This is a genomic window from Micromonospora sp. DT48, from assembly GCF_049844495.1.
Classification (GTDB): Bacteria; Actinomycetota; Actinomycetes; order Mycobacteriales; family Micromonosporaceae; genus Micromonospora.
In genome coordinates this window covers 1-18,666 of sequence record NZ_JBNCLE010000004.1, presented here as the reverse complement: position 1 = coordinate 18,666, position 18,666 = coordinate 1, and the positions used below count along the sequence as shown (strand labels likewise).

Here is an 18,666-nt window from a genome sequence, read left to right as displayed (position 1 = left end):
ATCAGTGTCGTTGCCCCGGTCCGGCTCGCCGGGCCGGGGCAACGTCGCTTCGAAGGGACATTCATGGCGAAGATCCTGAGCTTCTCGGACGACGCCCGGCACCTGCTGGAGCACGGTGTCAACGCGCTCGCGGACGCGGTCAAGGTCACCCTCGGGCCGCGCGGGCGCAACGTCGTCCTCGACAAGAAATTCGGTGCGCCGACGATCACCAACGATGGCGTGACCATCGCCAAGGAGATCGAGCTCACCAACCCGTACGAGAACCTCGGTGCGCAGCTGGTCAAGGAGGTGGCGACCAAGACCAACGACGTCGCCGGTGACGGGACCACCACCGCGACCGTGCTCGCCCAGGCGATGGTCCGCGAGGGCCTGCGCAACGTCGCGGCCGGTGCCAACCCGGCCGGACTCAAGCGGGGCATCGACGCCGCCGCCACCAAGGTCTCCGAGGCGCTGCTCGGCAAGGCCGTCGAGGTCTCCGACAAGAAGTCCGTCGCCCACGTAGCGACGATCTCCGCGCAGGACGCCACCATCGGCGAGCTGATCGCCGAGGCGATGGAGAAGGTCGGCCGCGACGGTGTGATCACCGTCGAGGAGGGCTCGGCGCTGCAGACCGAGCTGGACGTCACCGAGGGTCTCCAGTTCGACAAGGGCTTCATCTCGCCGAACTTCGTCACCGACGCGGAGGCGCAGGAGTCGGTGCTGGAGGATGCGTACATCCTCATCACCACGCAGAAGATCTCCGCGATCGAGGAGCTGCTGCCGCTGCTGGAGAAGGTCCTCCAGAACAACAAGCCGCTGCTCATCATCGCCGAGGACGTCGAGGGCCAGGCGCTGTCCACCCTGGTGGTCAACGCCATCCGCAAGACCCTCAAGGTCTGCGCGGTCAAGGCCCCCGGCTTCGGTGACCGCCGCAAGGCGATGCTCCAGGACATGGCGATCCTGACCGGGGCCGAGCTGGTCGCCCCCGAGCTGGGCTACAAGCTCGACCAGGTGGGCCTGGAGGTGCTGGGCAGCGCCCGGCGCGTCGTGGTCGACAAGGAGAACACCACCATCGTCGACGGTGGTGGCCAGGCCAGCGAGGTGGCCGACCGGGTCGCCCAGATCCGCAAGGAGATCGAGGCCTCGGACTCCGAGTGGGACCGGGAGAAGCTCGCCGAGCGGCTCGCCAAGCTCTCCGGTGGTATCGCGGTGGTCAAGGCCGGCGCGGCCACCGAGGTCGAGATGAAGGAGCGCAAGCACCGCATCGAGGACGCCATCGCGGCGACCAAGGCTGCGGTCGAGGAGGGTACGGTGCCCGGCGGCGGTGCCGCCCTGGCGCAGATCCTGCCGGTGCTCGACGACGACCTGGGCTTCACCGGTGACGAGAAGGTCGGCGTGTCGATCGTGCGCAAGGCGCTGGTCGAGCCGCTGCGCTGGATCGCCCAGAACGCCGGCCACGACGGCTACGTGGTGGTGCAGACGGTCCGCGAGAAGGAGTGGGGCCACGGCCTCGACGCCGCCGTGGGCGACTACGTCGACCTGGCCAAGGCCGGCATCATCGACCCGGTCAAGGTGACCCGCAACGCGGTCACCAACGCCGCGTCGATCGCCGGTCTGCTGCTCACCACCGAGAGCCTGGTGGTGGAGAAGCCGGCCGAGCCGGAGCCCGCCGCGGGCGGCCACGGCCACTCGCACGGTCACGGTCACAGCCACCAGCACGGCCCCGGCTTCTGAGCCCTGCCGTACGCCGGACGTGGGGCGCACCGTCGACGTGACGGTGCGCCCCACGCGTCCGTAGACGCAGACCACGGCTACTACCCCAGCCGTGGTCGGTGGGAAAGACTGGACGGGTGAGCAGCACGACACCCCGGTTCGCCGCGCTGGGCGGCGTCGCCGCCGCTGCGGCGGCCATCGGCACCGCCGAGCTGGTCGCCGCCCTGACCGGCCCCCGGTCGTCGCCGTTGGTCGCGGTCGGCGGCCTCGTCGTGGACATCGCCCCCGAGCCGGTCAAGCGGTTCGGCATCGAGGTCTTCGGCACGTACGACAAGATCGCCCTGCTGGTCGGCACGGCGCTGCTGCTCGGTGGGTTCGCCGCCCTGCTGGGCATGCTGGCCGCGCGCCGACTCATGGCGAGCCTGGTGGGCATCGCCGTCTTCGGCGGAGTCGGCGCGGCAGCCGCCCTCACCCGGGCCAGCGCGGACGTCGCAGACGTGCTGCCGTCACTGGTCGGCGCGGCGGCCGGTGGGCTCGTGCTGTGGGCGTTCGTCGCCGGTCCGCTGGAACTGGACCCGTGGCCCTGGGCCCCGCCGACGGTGGCCGAGCCGCCCGTGTCCGCCGACGGCACCCCGGCTCCGGTCGGCCGCGGGCAGCGGGTCGACCCGGACGCGCGTCGACGCTTCCTCACCGGTGTCGGCACCGTGATCGGCGTGGCCACCGTCGGGGGAGTGGCCGGGCGGTGGCTGGCCGGTCGTCAGGGGGTGTCGGCGGCCCGCGAGGCGATCACGTTGCCGGCCCCGGTGTCCGCCGCGCCGCCGGTGCCGGCTGGCGCCGACCTGGATCTGCCCGGGTTGGCCAGCTACGTCACGTCGAACCGGGGCTTCTACCGAATCGACACCGCCTTGGTGCTGCCGCAGGTCGATCCGGAGACCTGGCGGCTGCGCATCCACGGCCGGGTCCGTCATCCGGTCACGCTGAGCTACGCCGATCTGCTCGCCCGACCCCTGGTGGAGCGGTACGTGACGCTGGCCTGTGTCTCCAACGAGGTGGGCGGCGACCTGATCGGCAACGCGCGCTGGCTCGGCGTGCCGCTGCGGGAACTGCTCGACGAGGTGGAGCCGTTGGACGGAGCCGACCAGGTGGTGGGGCGTTCCGTCGACGGTTGGACCTGTGGCACCCCGACCGCCGTGTTGCGCGACGGGCGGGACGCGCTGCTCGCCGTCGGCATGAACGGTGAGCCGCTGCCCGTGCGGCACGGTTTCCCGGCCCGGATGGTGGTGCCGGGCCTGTACGGCTACGTGTCGGCGTGCAAGTGGATCACCGAACTGGAGTTGACCAGTTTCGCCGACTTCGACGCGTACTGGGTGCCTCGCGGCTGGTCGGCGCAGGGGCCGGTGAAGACGCAGTCGCGGATCGACACGCCCCGGCCGCGGAACCGACCGGCCGCCGGGCCGGTGACCGTCGCCGGGGTCGCCTGGGCGCAGCACCGGGGCATCGATCGCGTCGAGGTACGCGTCGACGACGGACCCTGGCAGGAGGCCCGACTCGCCCCGACGATCTCGGTCGACACCTGGGTGCAGTGGTCGTGGCAATGGCAGGCCACCCCGGGCAGGCACACCCTCCAGGTCCGGGCGACGGACAGCACCGGCGAGACGCAGACCGGCCAGTCGCGCGGTGTCGCGCCGGACGGTGCCACCGGCTGGCACACCGTCACGATCACCGTCACCTGAACCGCCGCCACCAGGCGGCGATGGGCGAACGAGCGACGCCGCGCCCAGGATCCTGGGCGCGGCGTCGCTCGGTGCGGTCGGTCAGGCGACGTTGCGCTGACTGGGCACCGTGGACAGGTGGGAGTTACCCAGCCTGGCCTCCAGCCTGTTGATGTCGACCCGGGTCTGTCGGCGGTCGGCGAGGTCCTCCCAGCCGAGCGCGAGCAACCGCAGCCGCTCGGACTCGCTGAGGCCGCCCCACACGCCGTACGGCTCGCGTACGGCCAGGGCATGCGCGGCGCACTCGGCGCGGACCGGGCAGGTACGGCAGACGGCCTTGGCGGCGGATTCCCGGCGCAGCCGGGACGAGCCCCGCTCGCCGTCAGGGTGGAAGAACTGGGCGCTGTCACGGCCCCGGCAGGCACCGAGCCGTTGCCAGTCCCAAAGATCGATGATGGGCCCGGGCAGTCTACGTACGTTCGACATCAGCACCCCCTCCTCTCGCGCGGCACCGCGAGACGCTCGTTGCCGGTTGTCCGGCGGCGGGCCGCGCAGGCGCACCGTTCCGGCCCGGCAACTCCCTACCCGGGCGCCTCACGCCTCACACCTCTTTAGATCCAAAACACGTGGCAGCTTGCGCCATATGCCCTGGATGTCGGAAAAGTTGGGAGGATTGCCCGGAACTTCCCCCCGACCGAGGCCGGTCATGGTCTGCTCGTCACCGGAGAGGAGATGCCTGTGCGTACCGTTCTCGTGTGCGTCCGAACGCCGCTCGCGGCGCAGCACCTGACCTCCGCGGCAGCGCGGTTGGGGTTGTCGGGTGCCGTCCGGACGGCGGTCTCTGATCCCGAGGTGATGCTGCGGCTGGCCGAACGCCCGGCCGACGTGGTGCTCGCCGACACGGCGCTCACCCGCCCCGACAGCGCCGGGTTCGTCCGCCGGGTGCTGGCCCGTGCTCCGCAGGCCGCCGTCCTGCTGCTCGGTGCCGAGGAGTCCGAGGCGGCGGCAGCGACCATCGGCGCCGGTGCCCGCGGGCTGATCCAAGGGGTCGACCAGGACTTGACCAGTGCCGTCGCCAAGGCGCTGTTACTGCTGGCCGCGCCGGGCCGGGCCAACCGGCACCGGATCGCCGACCCCGCGCGGGACGCGGCGGCGGTGGGCAGCCCGACCCGGCCCACGCCCGGGGGACGCACCGGGGGCGAGCCGCCGACCGCCTGGTCGGCGACCGACGCGGCCGGTGGGCCGGCGGTGGTGCCCGCGCAGCGCGGCGACGACCCGGCCGAGCCGGGTGCCGAGGTCGAGCCGGACGCGCCGACGACACCGGCGCGGCCCGACCGGTCCACCATCGGCCTCACCGAGCGGGAGTTGCAGGTGCTGCTCGGCATGGCCGAGGGCAAGAGCAACGCCGAGATCGGCCGGGAACTCTTCGTCTCCGAGGACACCGTGAAGACCCACGCTCGGCGGCTGTTCCGCAAGCTCGGTGCCCGGGACCGGGCGCACGCGGTGGCCGCCGGCTTCCGGGCCGGGCTGGTCGCCTGAGCCGGGCTCAGCCTTCGGCGTTCTCCTCCTCGGTGCCCTCGCTGAGGGTGTCGTGCACGCCGTCGGCGTAGCCGCGCGCGTAGTCCCAGGTGACGTAGTGGTCGGGGTCGGGGTCGTAGGCCGGCTCGTGCACCCGGGGCCGCCCGGAACTGAGCAGGTGCCGCAGGTTGCCCCGGAGCAGGTCCCAGTCGAAGTAGTGCGGCTCCCGACAGTCCTCACACTCGATGACGAGCCCGCGTACGCCGATCGGTGCGAGCAGCGCCTGGTAGATCTCCAGGTCGGCGAGATCCTCCAGCACGTCCTGGCGCTCGACGTCGGTCAGTGGGTCCAGCGGCGCGTCGCCGCCGGAGGCGTCCAGGTCGGCCGCCGGGTCGGTCGGGTCGCCGGTGAACGGGTCGATGGGATCGTCGTGCACCCCCTCACCGTAGTCCCCTGCCCCCGGTCGACGCCTGTCCCCCGGTTGCGCGAGCCGTCACCGGGGGTGCCGCGCGGTTCGGGTGGAGAAACCTTCAGTGGGTACGATGAGGCTGACGCACCCTTCGCCCGGCGATCGCCGGTGCCCCCCGTGCCACCTCACTGAAGCCCGGTTCGAGCAGCTCAGGAGAGCAATCGTGGAGAATTCGCCCCGTACCGACCTTTCTGCCGGCATCGAGGGCGGCGAGCTGGGCGGTCATCTGCCCGAGCTGCCCGCCGGTTCGGCGAGGGTGGTGCCGCTGGGGCTGACCTTCGACGACGTGCTGCTCCAGCCGGGGGAGTCCGACGTGGTGCCGAGCCGGGTGAACACCATCACCCGGCTGACCCGCAACGTCTCGCTCTCCATTCCGCTGCTGTCCAGCGCGATGGACACGGTCACCGAGGCCCGGATGGCGATCGCGATGGCCCGGCAGGGCGGCATCGGCGTGCTGCACCGCAATCTCTCGGTGGAGGACCAGGCACTCCAGGTCGACCTGGTCAAGCGTTCCGAGTCCGGCATGATCACCAATCCGGTGACGGCGAGCCCGGACGACACCCTGCGGGAGGTCGACCAGCTCTGCGGGCGCTACCGCATCTCCGGGGTGCCGGTGGTGGACGGCCAGGGGCAGTTGGTGGGCATCGTCACCAACCGGGACATGCGCTTCGTCTCCGACCCGGACCTGCCGGTCCGCGAGATCATGACCAAGGCGCCGCTGGTGACGGCCCCGGTCGGGGTGAGCAAGGACGATGCGCTCGGCCTGCTGCGCCAGCACAAGGTCGAGAAGCTGCCGATCGTCGACGGCTCCGGCAAGCTGCGTGGCCTGATCACGGTCAAGGACTTCACCAAGAGCGAGCAGTACCCGAGTTCCACCAAGGACGAGGCGGGGCGGCTGCGGGTGGCGGCGGCCATCGGTGTCGGCGACGACGCGTACAAGCGGGCCCGTGCCCTGGTCGACGCGGGCGTCGACGTCATCATCGTGGACACCGCCCACGGGCACCAGCGTGCGGTGCTGGAGATGGTCAGCCGGCTCAAGAAGGACGTCGCCGTGGACATCGTCGGCGGCAACGTGGCGACCTACGCCGGAGCCAAGGCGCTGGTCGACGCCGGAGCCGACGGCGTGAAGGTCGGTGTCGGGCCGGGGGCGATCTGCACCACCCGGATCGTGGCCGGTGTCGGCGTGCCGCAGATCACGGCGATCATGGAGGCTGCTCGGGCGGCCCGACCGGCCGGGGTGCCGGTCATCGGTGACGGCGGCATCCAGTACTCCGGCGACATCGCCAAGGCGCTGGTCGCCGGCGCGGACACGGTGATGCTCGGCAGCCTGCTGGCCGGCTGCGAGGAGAGCCCCGGCGAGTTGATCTTCGTCAACGGCAAGCAGTTCAAGACGTACCGCGGCATGGGCTCGCTCGGTGCCATGCAGTCCCGTGGCCAGGCCAAGTCGTACTCCAAGGACCGCTACTTCCAGCAGGACGTGACCAGCGACGAGAAGCTGGTCCCGGAGGGCGTCGAGGGTCAGGTGCCGTACCGTGGGCCGCTGGCCCGGGTCGCCCACCAACTGGTCGGTGGCCTGCGGCTGGCGATGGGGTACGCGGGCGCGGAGAACATCCCCGAGCTGCACCAGCGGGGTCAGCTCATCCGGATCACCGCGGCCGGGCTCAAGGAGAGCCACCCGCACGACATCCAGATGACCGTCGAAGCGCCGAACTACCACACCCGCTGACCCCTCCCACCACCCCCGAACACATCTGGAGTGCCCATGCGTGACGTGGTCGAGATCGGGCTGGGTAAGACCGCGCAGCGCGGCTACCACCTGGACGACATCGCCATCGTGCCGTCCCGTCGGACCAGGGACGTCGACGACGTCTCCACCGGGTGGCAGCTCGACGCGTACCAGTTCGGCATCCCCTGTGTCGGGCACCCCTCCGACGCGACGATGAGCCCGGCCTCGGCCGTGCGGCTCGGTCAGCTCGGCGGGCTCGGCGTGCTCAACGTCGAAGGGCTGTGGACCCGCTACGAGAACCCGAGCAAGGTGCTGAAGGAACTCGGCGCCCTCGACGAGGACGCCCGCGCCACCAAGCGGCTCCAGGAGGTGTACGCCGAGCCGATCCGGCCCGATCTGATCACCGAGCGGGTTCGTGAGCTGCGTGACGGTGGCGGCACGGTGGCGGTGCGCGTCTCCCCGCAGCACACGCTGGCGTTGGCCCCGGTCATCCTCGACGCGGGCGTCGACATCCTGGTCATCCAGGGCACCATCGTCTCCGCCGAGCACGTCTCGACCACCGACGAGCCGCTCAACCTCAAGGAGTTCATCGCCGATCTCGACCTCCCGGTCATCGTCGGCGGCTGCACCGACTACAAGACCGCCCTGCACCTGATGCGTACCGGTGCGGCCGGCGTGATCATCGGCATCGGCGGGGACGAGTGGTCCACCACCGAGTCGGTGCTCGGCATCCGGGTGCCGATGGCCACCGCGATCGCCGACGCCGCCGCCGCCCGGCGGGACTACCTCGACGAGACCGGCGGGCGGTACGTGCACCTCATCGCCGACGGTGACATCCGCACCTCCGGCGACATCGCCAAGGCGCTCGGCTGCGGCGCGGACGCGGTGATGCTCGGCGAGCCGTTGTCGCTGTGCGAGGAGGCACCGGCCAGTGGAGCCTGGTGGCATTCGGCGGCCAGCCACCCGTCGCTGCCCCGGGGCGCCTTCGAGACCGCCGGTGAGCCGCTCGGCTCGATGGAGCGTCTGCTCTTCGGCCCTGCCGACGAGCCGGACGGCCAGCTGAACCTCTTCGGCGGTCTGCGCCGCGCGATGGCCAAGTGCGGCTACCGCGACCTGAAGGAGTTCCAGAAGGTCGGTCTGGTCCTGGACCGCTGAGACAGCAGCGCCGCGTCGTTCACCCAGGAGCGGCACCCGGTCGACACCGGTGATGCCCGATCCGACACGTGCCGCAGCTCCATGATCGACGGAGCTGCGGCAGTAGGCTCGGGCTGGTGAACAGCAGGTCTGGCGGGTGGTGGGTGGCCGGTGCGGCGGCAGTGGTCGTTGCCGTGCTCGCGTCGATCGTGCTGGTCTACGACGTCGGCGACCGCAAGCCGGCGGATCGGGGTGGATTCCGGGCCGGTAGCGCCGACCTCGGCGACCCGTACGTGCCGGGCAGCGGCAACGGCGGGTACGACGTCGCCCACTACCGACTCGGGGTGCGGTACGACCCGGCGGACGACCAGCTCACCGGCCGGGCCGAGATCACCGCGACCGCGACCCACGGCCTGTCGCGATTCAACCTGGACCTGTCCGGGTTGACGGTCAGCTCGGTGACCGTGAACGGTGCCCCGGCCGAGCACCGCCGGGAGGACAGCGAACTGGTGGTCACCCCGTCCCGGGGGATCGACTCCGGAAGCCGATTCATGGTGGAGGTCGCCTACGGCGGCGTGCCCCAGCCGGATGCCGACGGCGTGTTGGGCAGCGGTGGGTTCCAGCACACCGACGACGGCGCGATCGCCCTGGGCCAGCCGCACTCGGCGGCCACCTGGTTCCCGGTCAACGACCATCCGTCCGACAAGGCCACGTACGACCTTGAGGTGACCGTGCCGGACGGGCTGGCCGCGCTCAGCAACGGGGTACCGGGGGAGCGGACCAGCGCCGACGGCTGGACCACCTGGCGGTGGACCGAGCGTTCACCGATGGCGAGCTACCTGACCACGTTGGTGATCGGCGACTATCGGGTCGAGACCGGCGAGCACGCCGGTAAGCCGATGGTCACCGCCGTACCCGACGGTCTTCCGGCGAGCGGGCCGGCGGCGGCCTCTCTCGCCCGCACCGGCGAGATCGCCGACTTCTTGACCAGCCAGTTCGGGCCGTACCCCTTCGAGTCGTACGGCGGCGTGGTGGTCTCCGACAGCCGGATCGGGTACGCGCTGGAGACCCAGTCCCGACCGGTCTACGGGCCGGGTTTCTTCCGTAGTGGCGAACCGAACTACCACGTGGTCGCCCACGAGCTGGCCCACCAGTGGTTCGGCAACAGTGTGGCGCTGGCCCGCTGGAGCGACATGTGGCTCAACGAGGGTTTCGCCAGCTACGCCGAGTGGCTGTGGGAGGAGCACGACGGCGGGCGCAGCGTCCAGCGCAACTTCGAGATCCAGTACGCGTCGACGAACTGGTCCCGGCGCACCCTGGATCCCGGCCCCGACCAGCTGTTCAGCTCCGCCGTCTACAAGCGCGGGGCGCTGACCGTGCACGCCCTGCGGCGTACCGTCGGTGACGACACCTTCTTCGAGATCCTGCGGGCGTGGACCAGCGAGCGGCGCGACGGCACCGCCACCACCGCCGACTTCGTCGCCCTGGCCGAACGGACGTCCGGGCGTGAGCTGGGCTCCTTCTTCGACACCTGGCTGAGCGGCACCACCGCGCCCGGCCTGCCCTGACCGGCGGCACCGCCGACGGGTCCGGAGCCCACCGGGGGCAGCGGTCAACTCGGCACGGTGAGCTTCGGATGCTCCGCCAGGTAGGCGTCGGCCTTGCCGGCCCGCAGTTCGGTGAGGAATCGGCGACCCACCGAGGTCAGTTCCTCGCCCCGGTAGGCGTTACCCCGGCCGACCGAGGCACCGGGCAGCCCGACCAGCGTGATCGCCTGCGGCGACAACGTACCGAGGGCGTACGCGAAGTCCACGATTCGCCGTCCACCGACGTAGAGCAGTGCGTCGCCGAGCGCGGCGACCACCTGTTCGACCCGCTCGGGTTGCCGGGCCAGGTCCTGGTCCATGATCTTGCCGATCAGTGCCCGGATCAGTTGCTGGTGGTGACGTTGCCGGGTGTAGTCACCGCCGGGCAGGTAACGCTGGCGGGCGTAGTCGAGCGCCTGCCAGCCGTTGAGGTGCTGCTTGCCGGGCTCGTAGACCATCTGCGGGCCGACGTAGCCGCCGACGCCCGGACCCGGCTTCCGGTGCTTGCCGTCGGGTTGCCGGTGCCGAGACACCACCCGCTGGTCGACGTGGATGTCCACGCCGCCGAGACTGTCGACCAACTCGTCGAAGCCGCCGAAGGTGAGCACCGCGCCCGCGTCGATGCGCAGGCCGGTGTAGTCGCTGACCGTGCGGCGCAGCAGCTCGTACCCCTGGGCGGGGTCGGGCTGCTTGGGACGGCCCGGCACCCGGCTGCCGTAGCTCATCGCATGGGTGAGCTTGGTGCGTCCGCCCCGGTAGCCGGCCGGCTTGTACGCCGGGATCTCCACCACCAGGTCGCGGGGGAGGGAGAAGAGGTACGCCTTGGACAACCCGGCCGGCACGTGCAGCACGAGTACGGCGTCGGCGTGCGGCTCCCAACCGGGCACGCTGACCCGGGTGTCCACCCCGACCAGCAGCAGGTTGAGCGGGCCGGTGATGTCGGCCCCGGGCGGCGGGCTGGGGCTCGGGCTGGCACTGGCGCTGGGCGACGCGCTGGGACTCGCGGTGGCGGCGGTCGGCGTCGGCGGCTCGTCGCCGACCGTACGGGTCACCACCACACCGATCACCGCGATCACCGCGATCGTGGCCAGACCGGCCAGCACCAGCGTCAACCGTCTCCGGTCTCCTCCGAACATCATCCCCCGCTTTCCTCGGGCGTCGGTCGGAAGTGCCCGGCCGACGAGCGGTTCCGCTCGGCTCGCCGGGGACGTCGACACCCGCCCTGGGTCAATACCGGTCCAACGCGCCGAGCCGGGCTCGGGGTTGCGTCCCCGGTCGGGCGAAACTGACGCGGTGCGCAGCATGATCGCGCGAATTCGGGCCCTGGCGCGAGGGCTACTCGCGAGTAATGATGCGTGCATGCGGTACGACGTGGTGGTCATCGGGTCGGGTTTCGGCGGCAGCGTCACCGCGTTGCGGCTGGCCGAGAAGGGCTACTCGGTGGGCGTACTGGAGGCGGGCCGGCGGTTCGCCGACGACGAGTTCCCGAAGACGTCGTGGCGGATGCGCCGCTTCCTGTGGGCGCCGAAACTGGGCTGCTTCGGCCTCCAGCGCATCACCCTGCTCCCCGCCGCCGACCGGCGGGCCGGCGGCGGGGTGCTGGTGCTGTCCGGTGCCGGTGTCGGAGGTGGCTCGCTGGTGTACGCCAACACCCTCTACGAACCCCTGGACGCCTTCTACGACGATCCGCAGTGGCGGCACCTCACCGACTGGCGAGCCGAACTGGCCCCCCACTACGACCAGGCGAAACGGATGCTCGGGGTGACCACGTATCCGATCGACACCGGGGCCGACCGGGCGATGCGGCGGGTCGCCGAGCGGATGGGCGTGGGGCACACCTTCCGCCCCACCCCGGTCGCCGTGCACCTCGGGCGGCCGGGGGAGCGGGTCGCCGACCCGTACTTCGGTGGGGCGGGCCCGGAGCGCACCGGCTGCACCCACTGCGGCGGCTGCATGACCGGCTGCCGGGTCGGAGCGAAGAACACCCTGGTCAAGAACTATCTCTGGTTGGCCGAGCGGCTCGGCGTCCAGGTGCATCCGCTGACCACGGTGACCGCGGTCCGGCCGGTCGACGGCGGGTACCAGGTGCACACCGAACGCACCGGTGCCTGGCTGCGGCGCCGACCGCAGGTGATCCACGCAGGTCAGGTGGTGTTCGCCGCCGGTGCGCTGGGCACCCAGCGGCTGCTGCACGAGATGCGGGAACGGGGCGACCTGCCCGGCCTATCGCCCCGGCTCGGTGAGCTGACCCGGACGAACTCGGAGGCGATCCTCGGTGCCTCGGTGGCGCAGCGGAAGGCCCGTGCGCGTGGCGTGGACTTCACCGAAGGGGTCGCCATCACCAGCTCGTTCCACCCCGATCCGCAGACCCACATCGAGCCGGTCCGCTACGGCCGGGGCTCGAACGCGATGGGGCTGCTCCAGTCGCTGCTGGTCGACGGTGGGCCGCACCGGTCGCGTCGTTGGCTCGGGCAGTTGCTCCGGCATCCCTGGTCGGCCGCCCGGATGCTCTCGGTGCGCCGCTGGTCGGAGCGTACGGTGATCGCCCTGGTCATGCAGTCGGCGGACAACTCGCTGACCATCCGGCTGCGGCGCGGTCCGCTCGGCCGCCGGCTCGTCTCCGGGCCGGGTCACGGCACCCCCAACCCGGCCTGGATCCCAGCGGGCAACGAGGCGGTCCGGCTGCTCGCCGAGGAGATCGACGGTACGCCGGGCGGCGCGCTGACCGAACCGTTCGACATCCCGGTGACCGCGCACATCCTCGGCGGGGCGGTGATTGGTGCCAGCCCCGCTGACGGGGTGATCGACCCGTACCACCGGGTCTACGGACATCCGGGGTTGCACGTGGTCGACGGTGCCGCGGTCTCGGCCAATCTCGGCGTCAACCCGTCCCTGACCATCACCGCCCAGGCCGAACGCGCCATGTCGCTCTGGCCCAACAAGGGCGACCCCGACCCCCGCCCCGAGCTCGGTGCCCCGTACCGCCGGTTGGCCCCCGTGCCGCCCCGCAACCCCGCCGTCTCCCACCCCTGATCGGCGTCCTCGCCCCGCGCGCAGCTCTCGGTGGCACCCGTGGAACAGCCGTCACGATCGAGGGTCGGGTGACTCGGCGTGCCTGACGCCGGGGAAGGGGCGGTAGGCGGGGGAGGCGCGGTCACGCTCGGTAGGATTGCCGGCTATGAGCCTGCCGCGTCCAGTCCTCGTGGTCGACTTCGGAGCCCAGTACGCCCAGCTGATCGCGCGCCGGGTACGCGAGGCCAAGGTCTACTCCGAGATCGTCCCGCACACCATGCCCGTGGCCGAGATGCTGGCCCGTGACCCCGCCGCGATCATCCTCTCCGGCGGTCCGGCCAGCGTCTACGAGCCGGGCGCTCCGCAGGTCGACGACGGGCTGTTCACCACCGGCGTGCCGGTCTTCGGCATCTGCTACGGATTCCAGGCGATGGCCCGCTCCCTCGGTGGCACGGTGGCGCGCACCGGCAGCCGCGAGTACGGCGGGACGCCGCTGCGCCCCCGCCTGACCGACCCGGGTGTGCTGCTCCGTGACCTGCCAGCCGACCTGCCGGTCTGGATGAGCCACGGGGACTGCGTGACCGAGGCTCCCGAGGGTTTCACGGTGACCGCCGAGTCGGCCGGCGCGCCGGTCGCCGCCTTCGAGGACGTGGCCGGGCGGCGGGCCGGCGTGCAGTTCCACCCCGAGGTGGGGCACACCGCGCACGGGCAGGAGATGCTGACCCGCTTTCTCTACGAGATCGCCGGGATCGAGCCCACCTGGACGCCCGAGAACATCATCGACGAGCAGGTGGCCCGCATCCGTGCGCAGGTCGGCGACAAGGAGGTCATCTGCGGCCTCAGCGGCGGGGTGGACTCGGCGGTCGCCGCAGCCCTGGTCCACCGGGCCGTCGGTGACCAGCTCACCTGTGTCTTCGTGGACCACGGCCTGCTGCGCGCGGGTGAGGCCGAGCAGGTGGAGAAGGACTACGTCGCGGCCACCGGCATCAAGCTGAAGGTGGTCGACGCCGCGGACCGGTTCCTCGGCGCGCTGGCCGGGGTGACCGACCCCGAGCAGAAGCGCAAGATCATCGGTCGGGAGTTCATCCGGGTCTTCGAGGCCGCCGCCCGGGAGATCGCCTCGCACGGCGACGTCGAGTTCCTGGTGCAGGGCACCCTCTACCCGGATGTGGTCGAGTCCGGCGGCGGCACCGGAACCGCGAACATCAAGAGCCACCACAACGTCGGCGGGTTGCCGGAGGACTTGAAGTTCGCCCTGGTCGAGCCGCTGCGCACGCTGTTCAAGGACGAGGTCCGTACGCTCGGCCTCCAGCTCGGGCTGCCCGAGGCGATGGTCTGGCGGCACCCGTTCCCGGGCCCCGGCCTGGCCATCCGGATCATCGGAGCGGTCGATCGGGAGCGCCTCGATGTGCTCCGTCGAGCCGACTTCATCGCGCGTCAGGAACTCAGCGCCGCCGGTCTCGACCGGGACGTCTGGCAGTTCCCGGTGGTGCTCCTGGCCGACGTGCGCAGCGTCGGCGTGCAGGGTGACGGGCGCAGCTACGGGCATCCCGTGGTGCTGCGCCCGGTCTCCAGCGAGGACGCGATGACCGCCGACTGGTCCCGCCTGCCCTACGACGTGATCGCCCGGATCTCCACCCGGATCACCAACGAGGTGGCCGAGGTGAATCGGGTGGTGCTGGACGTCACCAGCAAGCCGCCGGGCACCATCGAATGGGAGTGACGCGGCACCTCGCCGACGCCGGTTGACGGTGTCTCACGCGGGCGGCTGAGGCGTCGAGCGGGGCGCCGGTTCCGGCGTCGTCTCGGCCTCCGACGTGGCGTCGGGCGCCCGCTGCGGTTGAGTGGGCGGCGTGGCCGTCGGCGGCCAGGTGGTAGGTGCCGGAGCGGGCTGCGGCCCGGCGTGCGGCACCGGCCCGGGGAACGGCCAGGCGGGGTGCGGCGCGGCGGCCGGCTGCGGCGGCGTCCCGACGGGTCCGTGCGGCGGGGTGGTGGGTCCGTGTGGTGCGCCGGGTGCCGGGTGCGGCCAGGCGGGTGCGCCAGCCGGCTCCTCGGGCATCAGGAACCACATGATCGGGTACGCGAGCGCGGCGAGCCCACCGGTGAGCAGTGTGACGACGGCGAATGCGACTCGGACCAGGGTGGGGTCGACGGCGAAGTAGCGGCCGACGCCGCTGGCCACCCCGGCGATCATCCGGTCGGTGGTCGGACGGCGCAGTTGTCGATACGGAGCGTGAGGTGTGGAGGTCATGACTCCACGGTGCCCGTCGCGGAGCGTATCGACCTCGGTGACCGCCCGGATCCCTACCCTGAACTGCCTCTCAGGGACGAGTGATCAGTCAGGAATCCGACTCTTTTCCGCGCCGGTAACGGGTGGCGGGGAGAATTTGGCTCCGTGACCACCATGCTGGAGCCGCTGCGCAGGATCGCGGCATACGCCGTCTGTACTGATTCCGTAGACCGAGTGTTGCTGGTCCGCGCATCGGAGCGCTCCGGCACCCCCGGCACATGGTCCCTGCCCGGCGGGGCAGTCGACCACGGCGAAGACCCGCAGCACACCGTCGTCCGCGAGACCGCCGCCGAGACCGGCCTGTCGGTGGCCGTCGCCAGCCTGCACGACGTGCTGGCCGACATGCGGGCACTGCCCGAGCGGGGCATCACCATCCACACCGACCGGCTGGTCTACCGGGTGTCGGTCCGGGGTGGCTCGCTCACCGACCGGGTCGACCGGCCGACCGACCTGGCCCGCTGGTTCACCCGGGACGAGGCGGCGCAGTTGCCGCTGCGTTCGTTCACCGCCCGCGCTCTCGGGTTGCCCGCTTCGTCGGCCGACATCGTGCCCGACGAACCGCCGGAGTTTCCCTCGTTCTACGCGGTGCCCGGCCCGGACGGGCTGCACCGGGCGCAGCGCTTCGCCGCGTACGCCGTGGTGACCGACCCGGAGGGGCGGGTGCTGTTGACCCGGGTTTCCGACGGCTACCCGGGGGCGGGCTGCTGGCACCTGCCCGGGGGCGGCACCGACTACGGCGAGCAGCCGGGCGCGGCGCTGATCCGGGAGCTGGTCGAGGAGACCGGGCAGACCGGGCGGCTCGTCGGGCTGCTCGGGGTCGCCAGTCACCGGGACGCCGCCTCGCTCGGACCGGAGGGCTACCCGATCGACTGGCACGGGGTACGCGCCTTCTACCGGGTGGTGGTGGACAAGCCCGCCCCGCCCACCGTCGGCGACGTCGGCGGTTCCACCTGCGAGGCCCGCTGGTTCGCCCGCGAGGAACTCGGCGCCCTGCCCTCCGACCGCCTTACCGAGGTGACCGCCGAGGCCGTCCAGGCCGCCAACCTCACCTGACCGGCCGTCCACCCTCACTCACCCGCCCGCACCGGCTGATCATGAAGTTAATGTCGGGACACGCCACGCGAACGGCGATAGCTTCCTGATCGACGCGAGCCGAGCGGGCGGGGCGGACGCGAGCCGGGTAGGGCGGGTGGGGACGGGTGGAGCAGGTGCGGCAGGTCGGGGCGTACGGGGTGCTGCGGGACGCCGAGCGACGGGTGCTGCTGGTGCGCGGATCCGCGCTGGCGGACTTCCCCGGCGTCTGGTCGTTGCCCGGGGGCGAACTGGACCATGCCGAACATCCCGCGCACGCGGTGGTCCGTCAGGTCACCGAGACGACCGGGCTGACGGTCGAGGTGACCGGGCTGCGGGCGGTCGTCGCGGACGTGGTGCCGTACCCGGACCTCGGGGTCGCGCTGCACACGGATCGAGTGCTGTTCGACGTGACGGCGGTGGGTGGGAGGCTGCGCGCCGAGCATGACGGCGGCATCGACCGGGCCCGCTGGCTGACCCTGGACGAGGCGGCGCGAGTGCCACTGCTGGCGTTCACCGCCGAGGCCGTCGGCCTGCCGGTGGTCGCGCTACCGGCCGGGGCGCTGCGTCGCCGGGAGCCGTTCCCCACCCCTGGTGCCGACCGTCGGCAGCGGTTCGGGGCGTACGGGGTGGTCACCGATCCGGACGGCCGGGTGCTGCTGACGTTGATCGCCGACGGGTACCCCGGGGCGGGCCGATGGCACCTGCCCGGTGGCGGCACCGATCACGGTGAACAGCCGGTCACCGCGCTGCTACGGGAACTGGTCGAGGAGTCCGGCCAACTGGGTCGGGTGACCGAGCTGATCGGGGTGGACAATCTGCACAATCCGGCGGCGGTGGGCCCGGAGGGGTACCCCATCGACTGGCACGGCGTCCGGATCGTCTACCGGGTGCGGGTCGACGTACCGACCGAACCGGCAGTGACCGAACTGGCTGGCGGTTCCACCGCTCGTGCTGCCTGGTTCACCCGTTCTGAGCTGCGAGAACTTCCGTTGACCGAGATCGCCGAGCTGGCCCTCACGCCGTCGACGTGACCCACGGTCACCGCTCCTGGGTGATCTCGCCGCCGCGCCGGTGTGGGTGCCCTCCGGTACAGTCGAGGCAGGGCCGGTGCAGAAACGGGCGGTGGTGTCCCGGATGGGAATTGGACGGCGGTTCGCACGGTTAAGGGAGTTATAAGTACCGCCGGCAGCTATCGCCATTCCCCACCCCCCTGTGCGATGGTGTACTCCGCAAAATGGCTGCCGGGCCAGGAAGGTCCGGCACGAGACAGCCGGACGCCCGCTCGCGTGGCGGTAAGCCGATCCGGTGATGGAGGAAACGTGCCGAGAGCCCCATGGCGCCGGCGTCGTACGACTGACAGCCCGCGTCCCGCAGGGCGAAGCTGGACGGGCCCGCTGCGCCGCAGCGGCACCCTTGCCCGCCAGGTCCTGCTGGTCCGCGTCGGCCGCCGAGGTGCAGAACTGCACGGTGCGACCGACGTGTTGCCCGAGCCCCGGTATCAGGACCGCCCGCGTCGTCGGTACGGCCTCAAGCGGTTCCACCGCACGGGGATGGAGACGATCGCCCCGATCAGCCCGCTGGTCGGCCCGGTCACGGTGGACCCGCCCGTCACAACAGCCCCGGTCGAGTCGACAACAGCGACACCGGTTCCGCTTCTGCCGGGTGAGCGCACCCCGGCCCGGCGGATGAAGTTCGCCCTGGTCAACGCCTGCACCCTGGCCAGCCTGCTACTCGGCATCAACGCCATCTTCGTCGCGATGCAGGGCGAGGTGCGGCTCGCCGCGTTCCTGTTGATCGCCTGTGTGGCGTTCGACGGCCTCGACGGTGCGTTGGCCCGCAAGCTCGGGGTGTCCAGCCCGTTCGGCGCCCAGATGGACTCGCTGGCCGACATGTGCTCCTTCGGGCTCGCCGCGCCCGTGGTGGTCTACGCGTCGCTGGCCGGCTCCGTGCCGACCGCCGCCGCCGCGGTGGCCGCCGCCCTCGTCGCCGCCTGCGCCGCCATCCGCCTGGCGCGATTCAACGTCTCGCCCTCGGATGGCCGGTTCTTCTCCGGGGTGCCCACCACGATGGCCGCCGCCGTGCTCGCCCTGATGGTGGTGATCGGCATGCCGGTGCCGGGGGCGGTGCAGATCGCCGGAGTGGCGCTGCTCGCCTTCACCATGGTCAGCAGTTTCCCGTACGCCAAGCTCGCCCGCCTGGTGAAGCTGCCGCCGTGGGTCTGGCTCGCTCCGGTGATCGGTGCGCTGATCGACATCCGGCTCACCTTCGGGCTGGTCGTGGTCGGTTACCTGATCAGCGGCCCGGTGCTCTGGCTGCGGCAGCGCCGCACCATCGCCTGATCCAGTAGTTGCCCGAAAAAGGGGCGTGGGGGGGCACGCGGCGCCCGCCCCGGTTGGGAGGGGGGGGGCGGGGGGGGGGCGGGGGGGGGGGGACCCCGGGGGCCGGGACGCACC

The 18,666-nt window shown here is 71.8% G+C and carries 14 protein-coding genes and 1 pseudogene; 11 read left to right on the top strand and 4 right to left on the bottom strand.

The genetic code is table 11. The annotated features are described in order from the left end of the window. The first annotated feature begins 63 nt into the window (after positions 1-63). Both groL and ACLQ2S_RS00770 read left to right on the top strand, forming a co-directional pair. Entirely contained in the window at positions 64-1,713 is a 1,650-nt protein-coding gene (groL, locus tag ACLQ2S_RS00775) for a chaperonin GroEL (RefSeq protein ID WP_155214600.1), read from the top strand. 116 nt (positions 1,714-1,829) lie between these two features. Further along, complete coding sequence (locus ACLQ2S_RS00770; RefSeq protein WP_425700917.1) at positions 1,830-3,425, top strand: molybdopterin-dependent oxidoreductase; 1,596 nt, start codon at positions 1,830-1,832, stop codon at positions 3,423-3,425. An 81-nt stretch (positions 3,426-3,506) separates the two neighbouring features. Here ACLQ2S_RS00770 and ACLQ2S_RS00765 read toward each other — a convergent pair whose 3' ends face one another. Then, positions 3,507-3,890 (bottom strand): WhiB family transcriptional regulator, encoded by a 384-nt coding sequence (locus tag ACLQ2S_RS00765; RefSeq protein WP_155214601.1) that lies wholly within the window; start codon positions 3,888-3,890, stop codon positions 3,507-3,509. Between the two features lie 252 nt (positions 3,891-4,142). Between ACLQ2S_RS00765 and ACLQ2S_RS00760 the strand changes: the two genes are divergently transcribed. Continuing rightward, positions 4,143-4,943, top strand: coding sequence for a helix-turn-helix transcriptional regulator (locus ACLQ2S_RS00760; protein WP_309222511.1), 801 nt, complete (start codon positions 4,143-4,145; stop codon positions 4,941-4,943). Between the two features lie 7 nt (positions 4,944-4,950). On the opposite strand, the gene ACLQ2S_RS00755 is transcribed toward ACLQ2S_RS00760, so the two are convergent. Beyond that, complete coding sequence (locus tag ACLQ2S_RS00755) at positions 4,951-5,358, bottom strand: DUF5319 domain-containing protein (RefSeq protein ID WP_425700916.1); 408 nt, start codon at positions 5,356-5,358, stop codon at positions 4,951-4,953. Between the two features lie 196 nt (positions 5,359-5,554). On the opposite strand from ACLQ2S_RS00755, the gene guaB reads away from it, so the two are divergent. From guaB to ACLQ2S_RS00740, 3 genes are all read left to right on the top strand, one after another. Next, the gene (guaB, locus tag ACLQ2S_RS00750) at positions 5,555-7,117 is read left to right on the top strand and encodes an IMP dehydrogenase (RefSeq protein ID WP_309222513.1); all 1,563 of its coding nucleotides are present in this window, start codon (positions 5,555-5,557) and stop codon (positions 7,115-7,117) included. 36 nt (positions 7,118-7,153) lie between these two features. Further along, a complete protein-coding gene (locus tag ACLQ2S_RS00745; RefSeq protein ID WP_155214603.1) occupies positions 7,154-8,272 on the top strand; it encodes a GuaB3 family IMP dehydrogenase-related protein in 1,119 nt (372 codons plus the stop codon). A 116-nt stretch (positions 8,273-8,388) separates the two neighbouring features. Further along, complete coding sequence (locus ACLQ2S_RS00740) at positions 8,389-9,819, top strand: M1 family metallopeptidase (RefSeq protein ID WP_375335276.1); 1,431 nt, start codon at positions 8,389-8,391, stop codon at positions 9,817-9,819. 44 nt (positions 9,820-9,863) lie between these two features. On the opposite strand, the gene ACLQ2S_RS00735 is transcribed toward ACLQ2S_RS00740, so the two are convergent. Continuing rightward, positions 9,864-10,976, bottom strand: a complete 1,113-nt coding sequence (locus ACLQ2S_RS00735; protein WP_155214604.1) for an LCP family protein — start codon at positions 10,974-10,976, stop codon at positions 9,864-9,866. Between the two features lie 220 nt (positions 10,977-11,196). On the opposite strand from ACLQ2S_RS00735, the gene ACLQ2S_RS00730 reads away from it, so the two are divergent. Continuing rightward, positions 11,197-12,870: an FAD-dependent oxidoreductase gene (locus ACLQ2S_RS00730; protein WP_155214605.1), complete on the top strand. Its 1,674-nt coding sequence runs from the start codon at positions 11,197-11,199 to the stop codon at positions 12,868-12,870. A 145-nt stretch (positions 12,871-13,015) separates the two neighbouring features. Continuing rightward, the gene (gene guaA, locus ACLQ2S_RS00725; RefSeq protein ID WP_155214606.1) at positions 13,016-14,572 is read left to right on the top strand and encodes a glutamine-hydrolyzing GMP synthase; all 1,557 of its coding nucleotides are present in this window, start codon (positions 13,016-13,018) and stop codon (positions 14,570-14,572) included. 156 nt (positions 14,573-14,728) lie between these two features. Here the strand turns inward: guaA and ACLQ2S_RS00720 are convergent. Next, positions 14,729-15,100, bottom strand: a pseudogene (locus tag ACLQ2S_RS00720) (PspC domain-containing protein); the annotation flags it as partial. A gap of 144 nt (positions 15,101-15,244) precedes the next feature. Here ACLQ2S_RS00720 and ACLQ2S_RS00715 point away from each other — a divergent pair. The 3 genes from ACLQ2S_RS00715 to ACLQ2S_RS00705 all read left to right on the top strand — a co-directional run bounded on the left by ACLQ2S_RS00715 (position 15,245) and on the right by ACLQ2S_RS00705 (position 18,552). Beyond that, positions 15,245-16,192: an NUDIX hydrolase gene (locus tag ACLQ2S_RS00715; RefSeq protein ID WP_309222514.1), complete on the top strand. Its 948-nt coding sequence runs from the start codon at positions 15,245-15,247 to the stop codon at positions 16,190-16,192. A 146-nt stretch (positions 16,193-16,338) separates the two neighbouring features. Beyond that, a complete protein-coding gene (locus ACLQ2S_RS00710; protein WP_425700915.1) occupies positions 16,339-17,244 on the top strand; it encodes an NUDIX hydrolase in 906 nt (301 codons plus the stop codon). A 363-nt stretch (positions 17,245-17,607) separates the two neighbouring features. Beyond that, entirely contained in the window at positions 17,608-18,552 is a 945-nt protein-coding gene (locus ACLQ2S_RS00705) for a CDP-alcohol phosphatidyltransferase family protein (protein WP_155214894.1), read from the top strand. The last annotated feature ends 114 nt before the right edge of the window (positions 18,553-18,666 follow it).

Coding starts and splice junctions, on each gene's coding strand:
- ACLQ2S_RS00765 (WP_155214601.1), bottom strand. CDS start 3,890: ATGTCGAACGTACGTAGACTGCCCGGGCCCATCATCGATCTTTGGGAC.
- ACLQ2S_RS00745 (WP_155214603.1), top strand. CDS start 7,154: ATGCGTGACGTGGTCGAGATCGGGCTGGGTAAGACCGCGCAGCGCGGC.
- ACLQ2S_RS00730 (WP_155214605.1), top strand. CDS start 11,197: ATGCGGTACGACGTGGTGGTCATCGGGTCGGGTTTCGGCGGCAGCGTC.
- groL (WP_155214600.1), top strand. CDS start 64: ATGGCGAAGATCCTGAGCTTCTCGGACGACGCCCGGCACCTGCTGGAG.
- ACLQ2S_RS00735 (WP_155214604.1), bottom strand. CDS start 10,976: ATGATGTTCGGAGGAGACCGGAGACGGTTGACGCTGGTGCTGGCCGGT.
- guaA (WP_155214606.1), top strand. CDS start 13,016: ATGAGCCTGCCGCGTCCAGTCCTCGTGGTCGACTTCGGAGCCCAGTAC.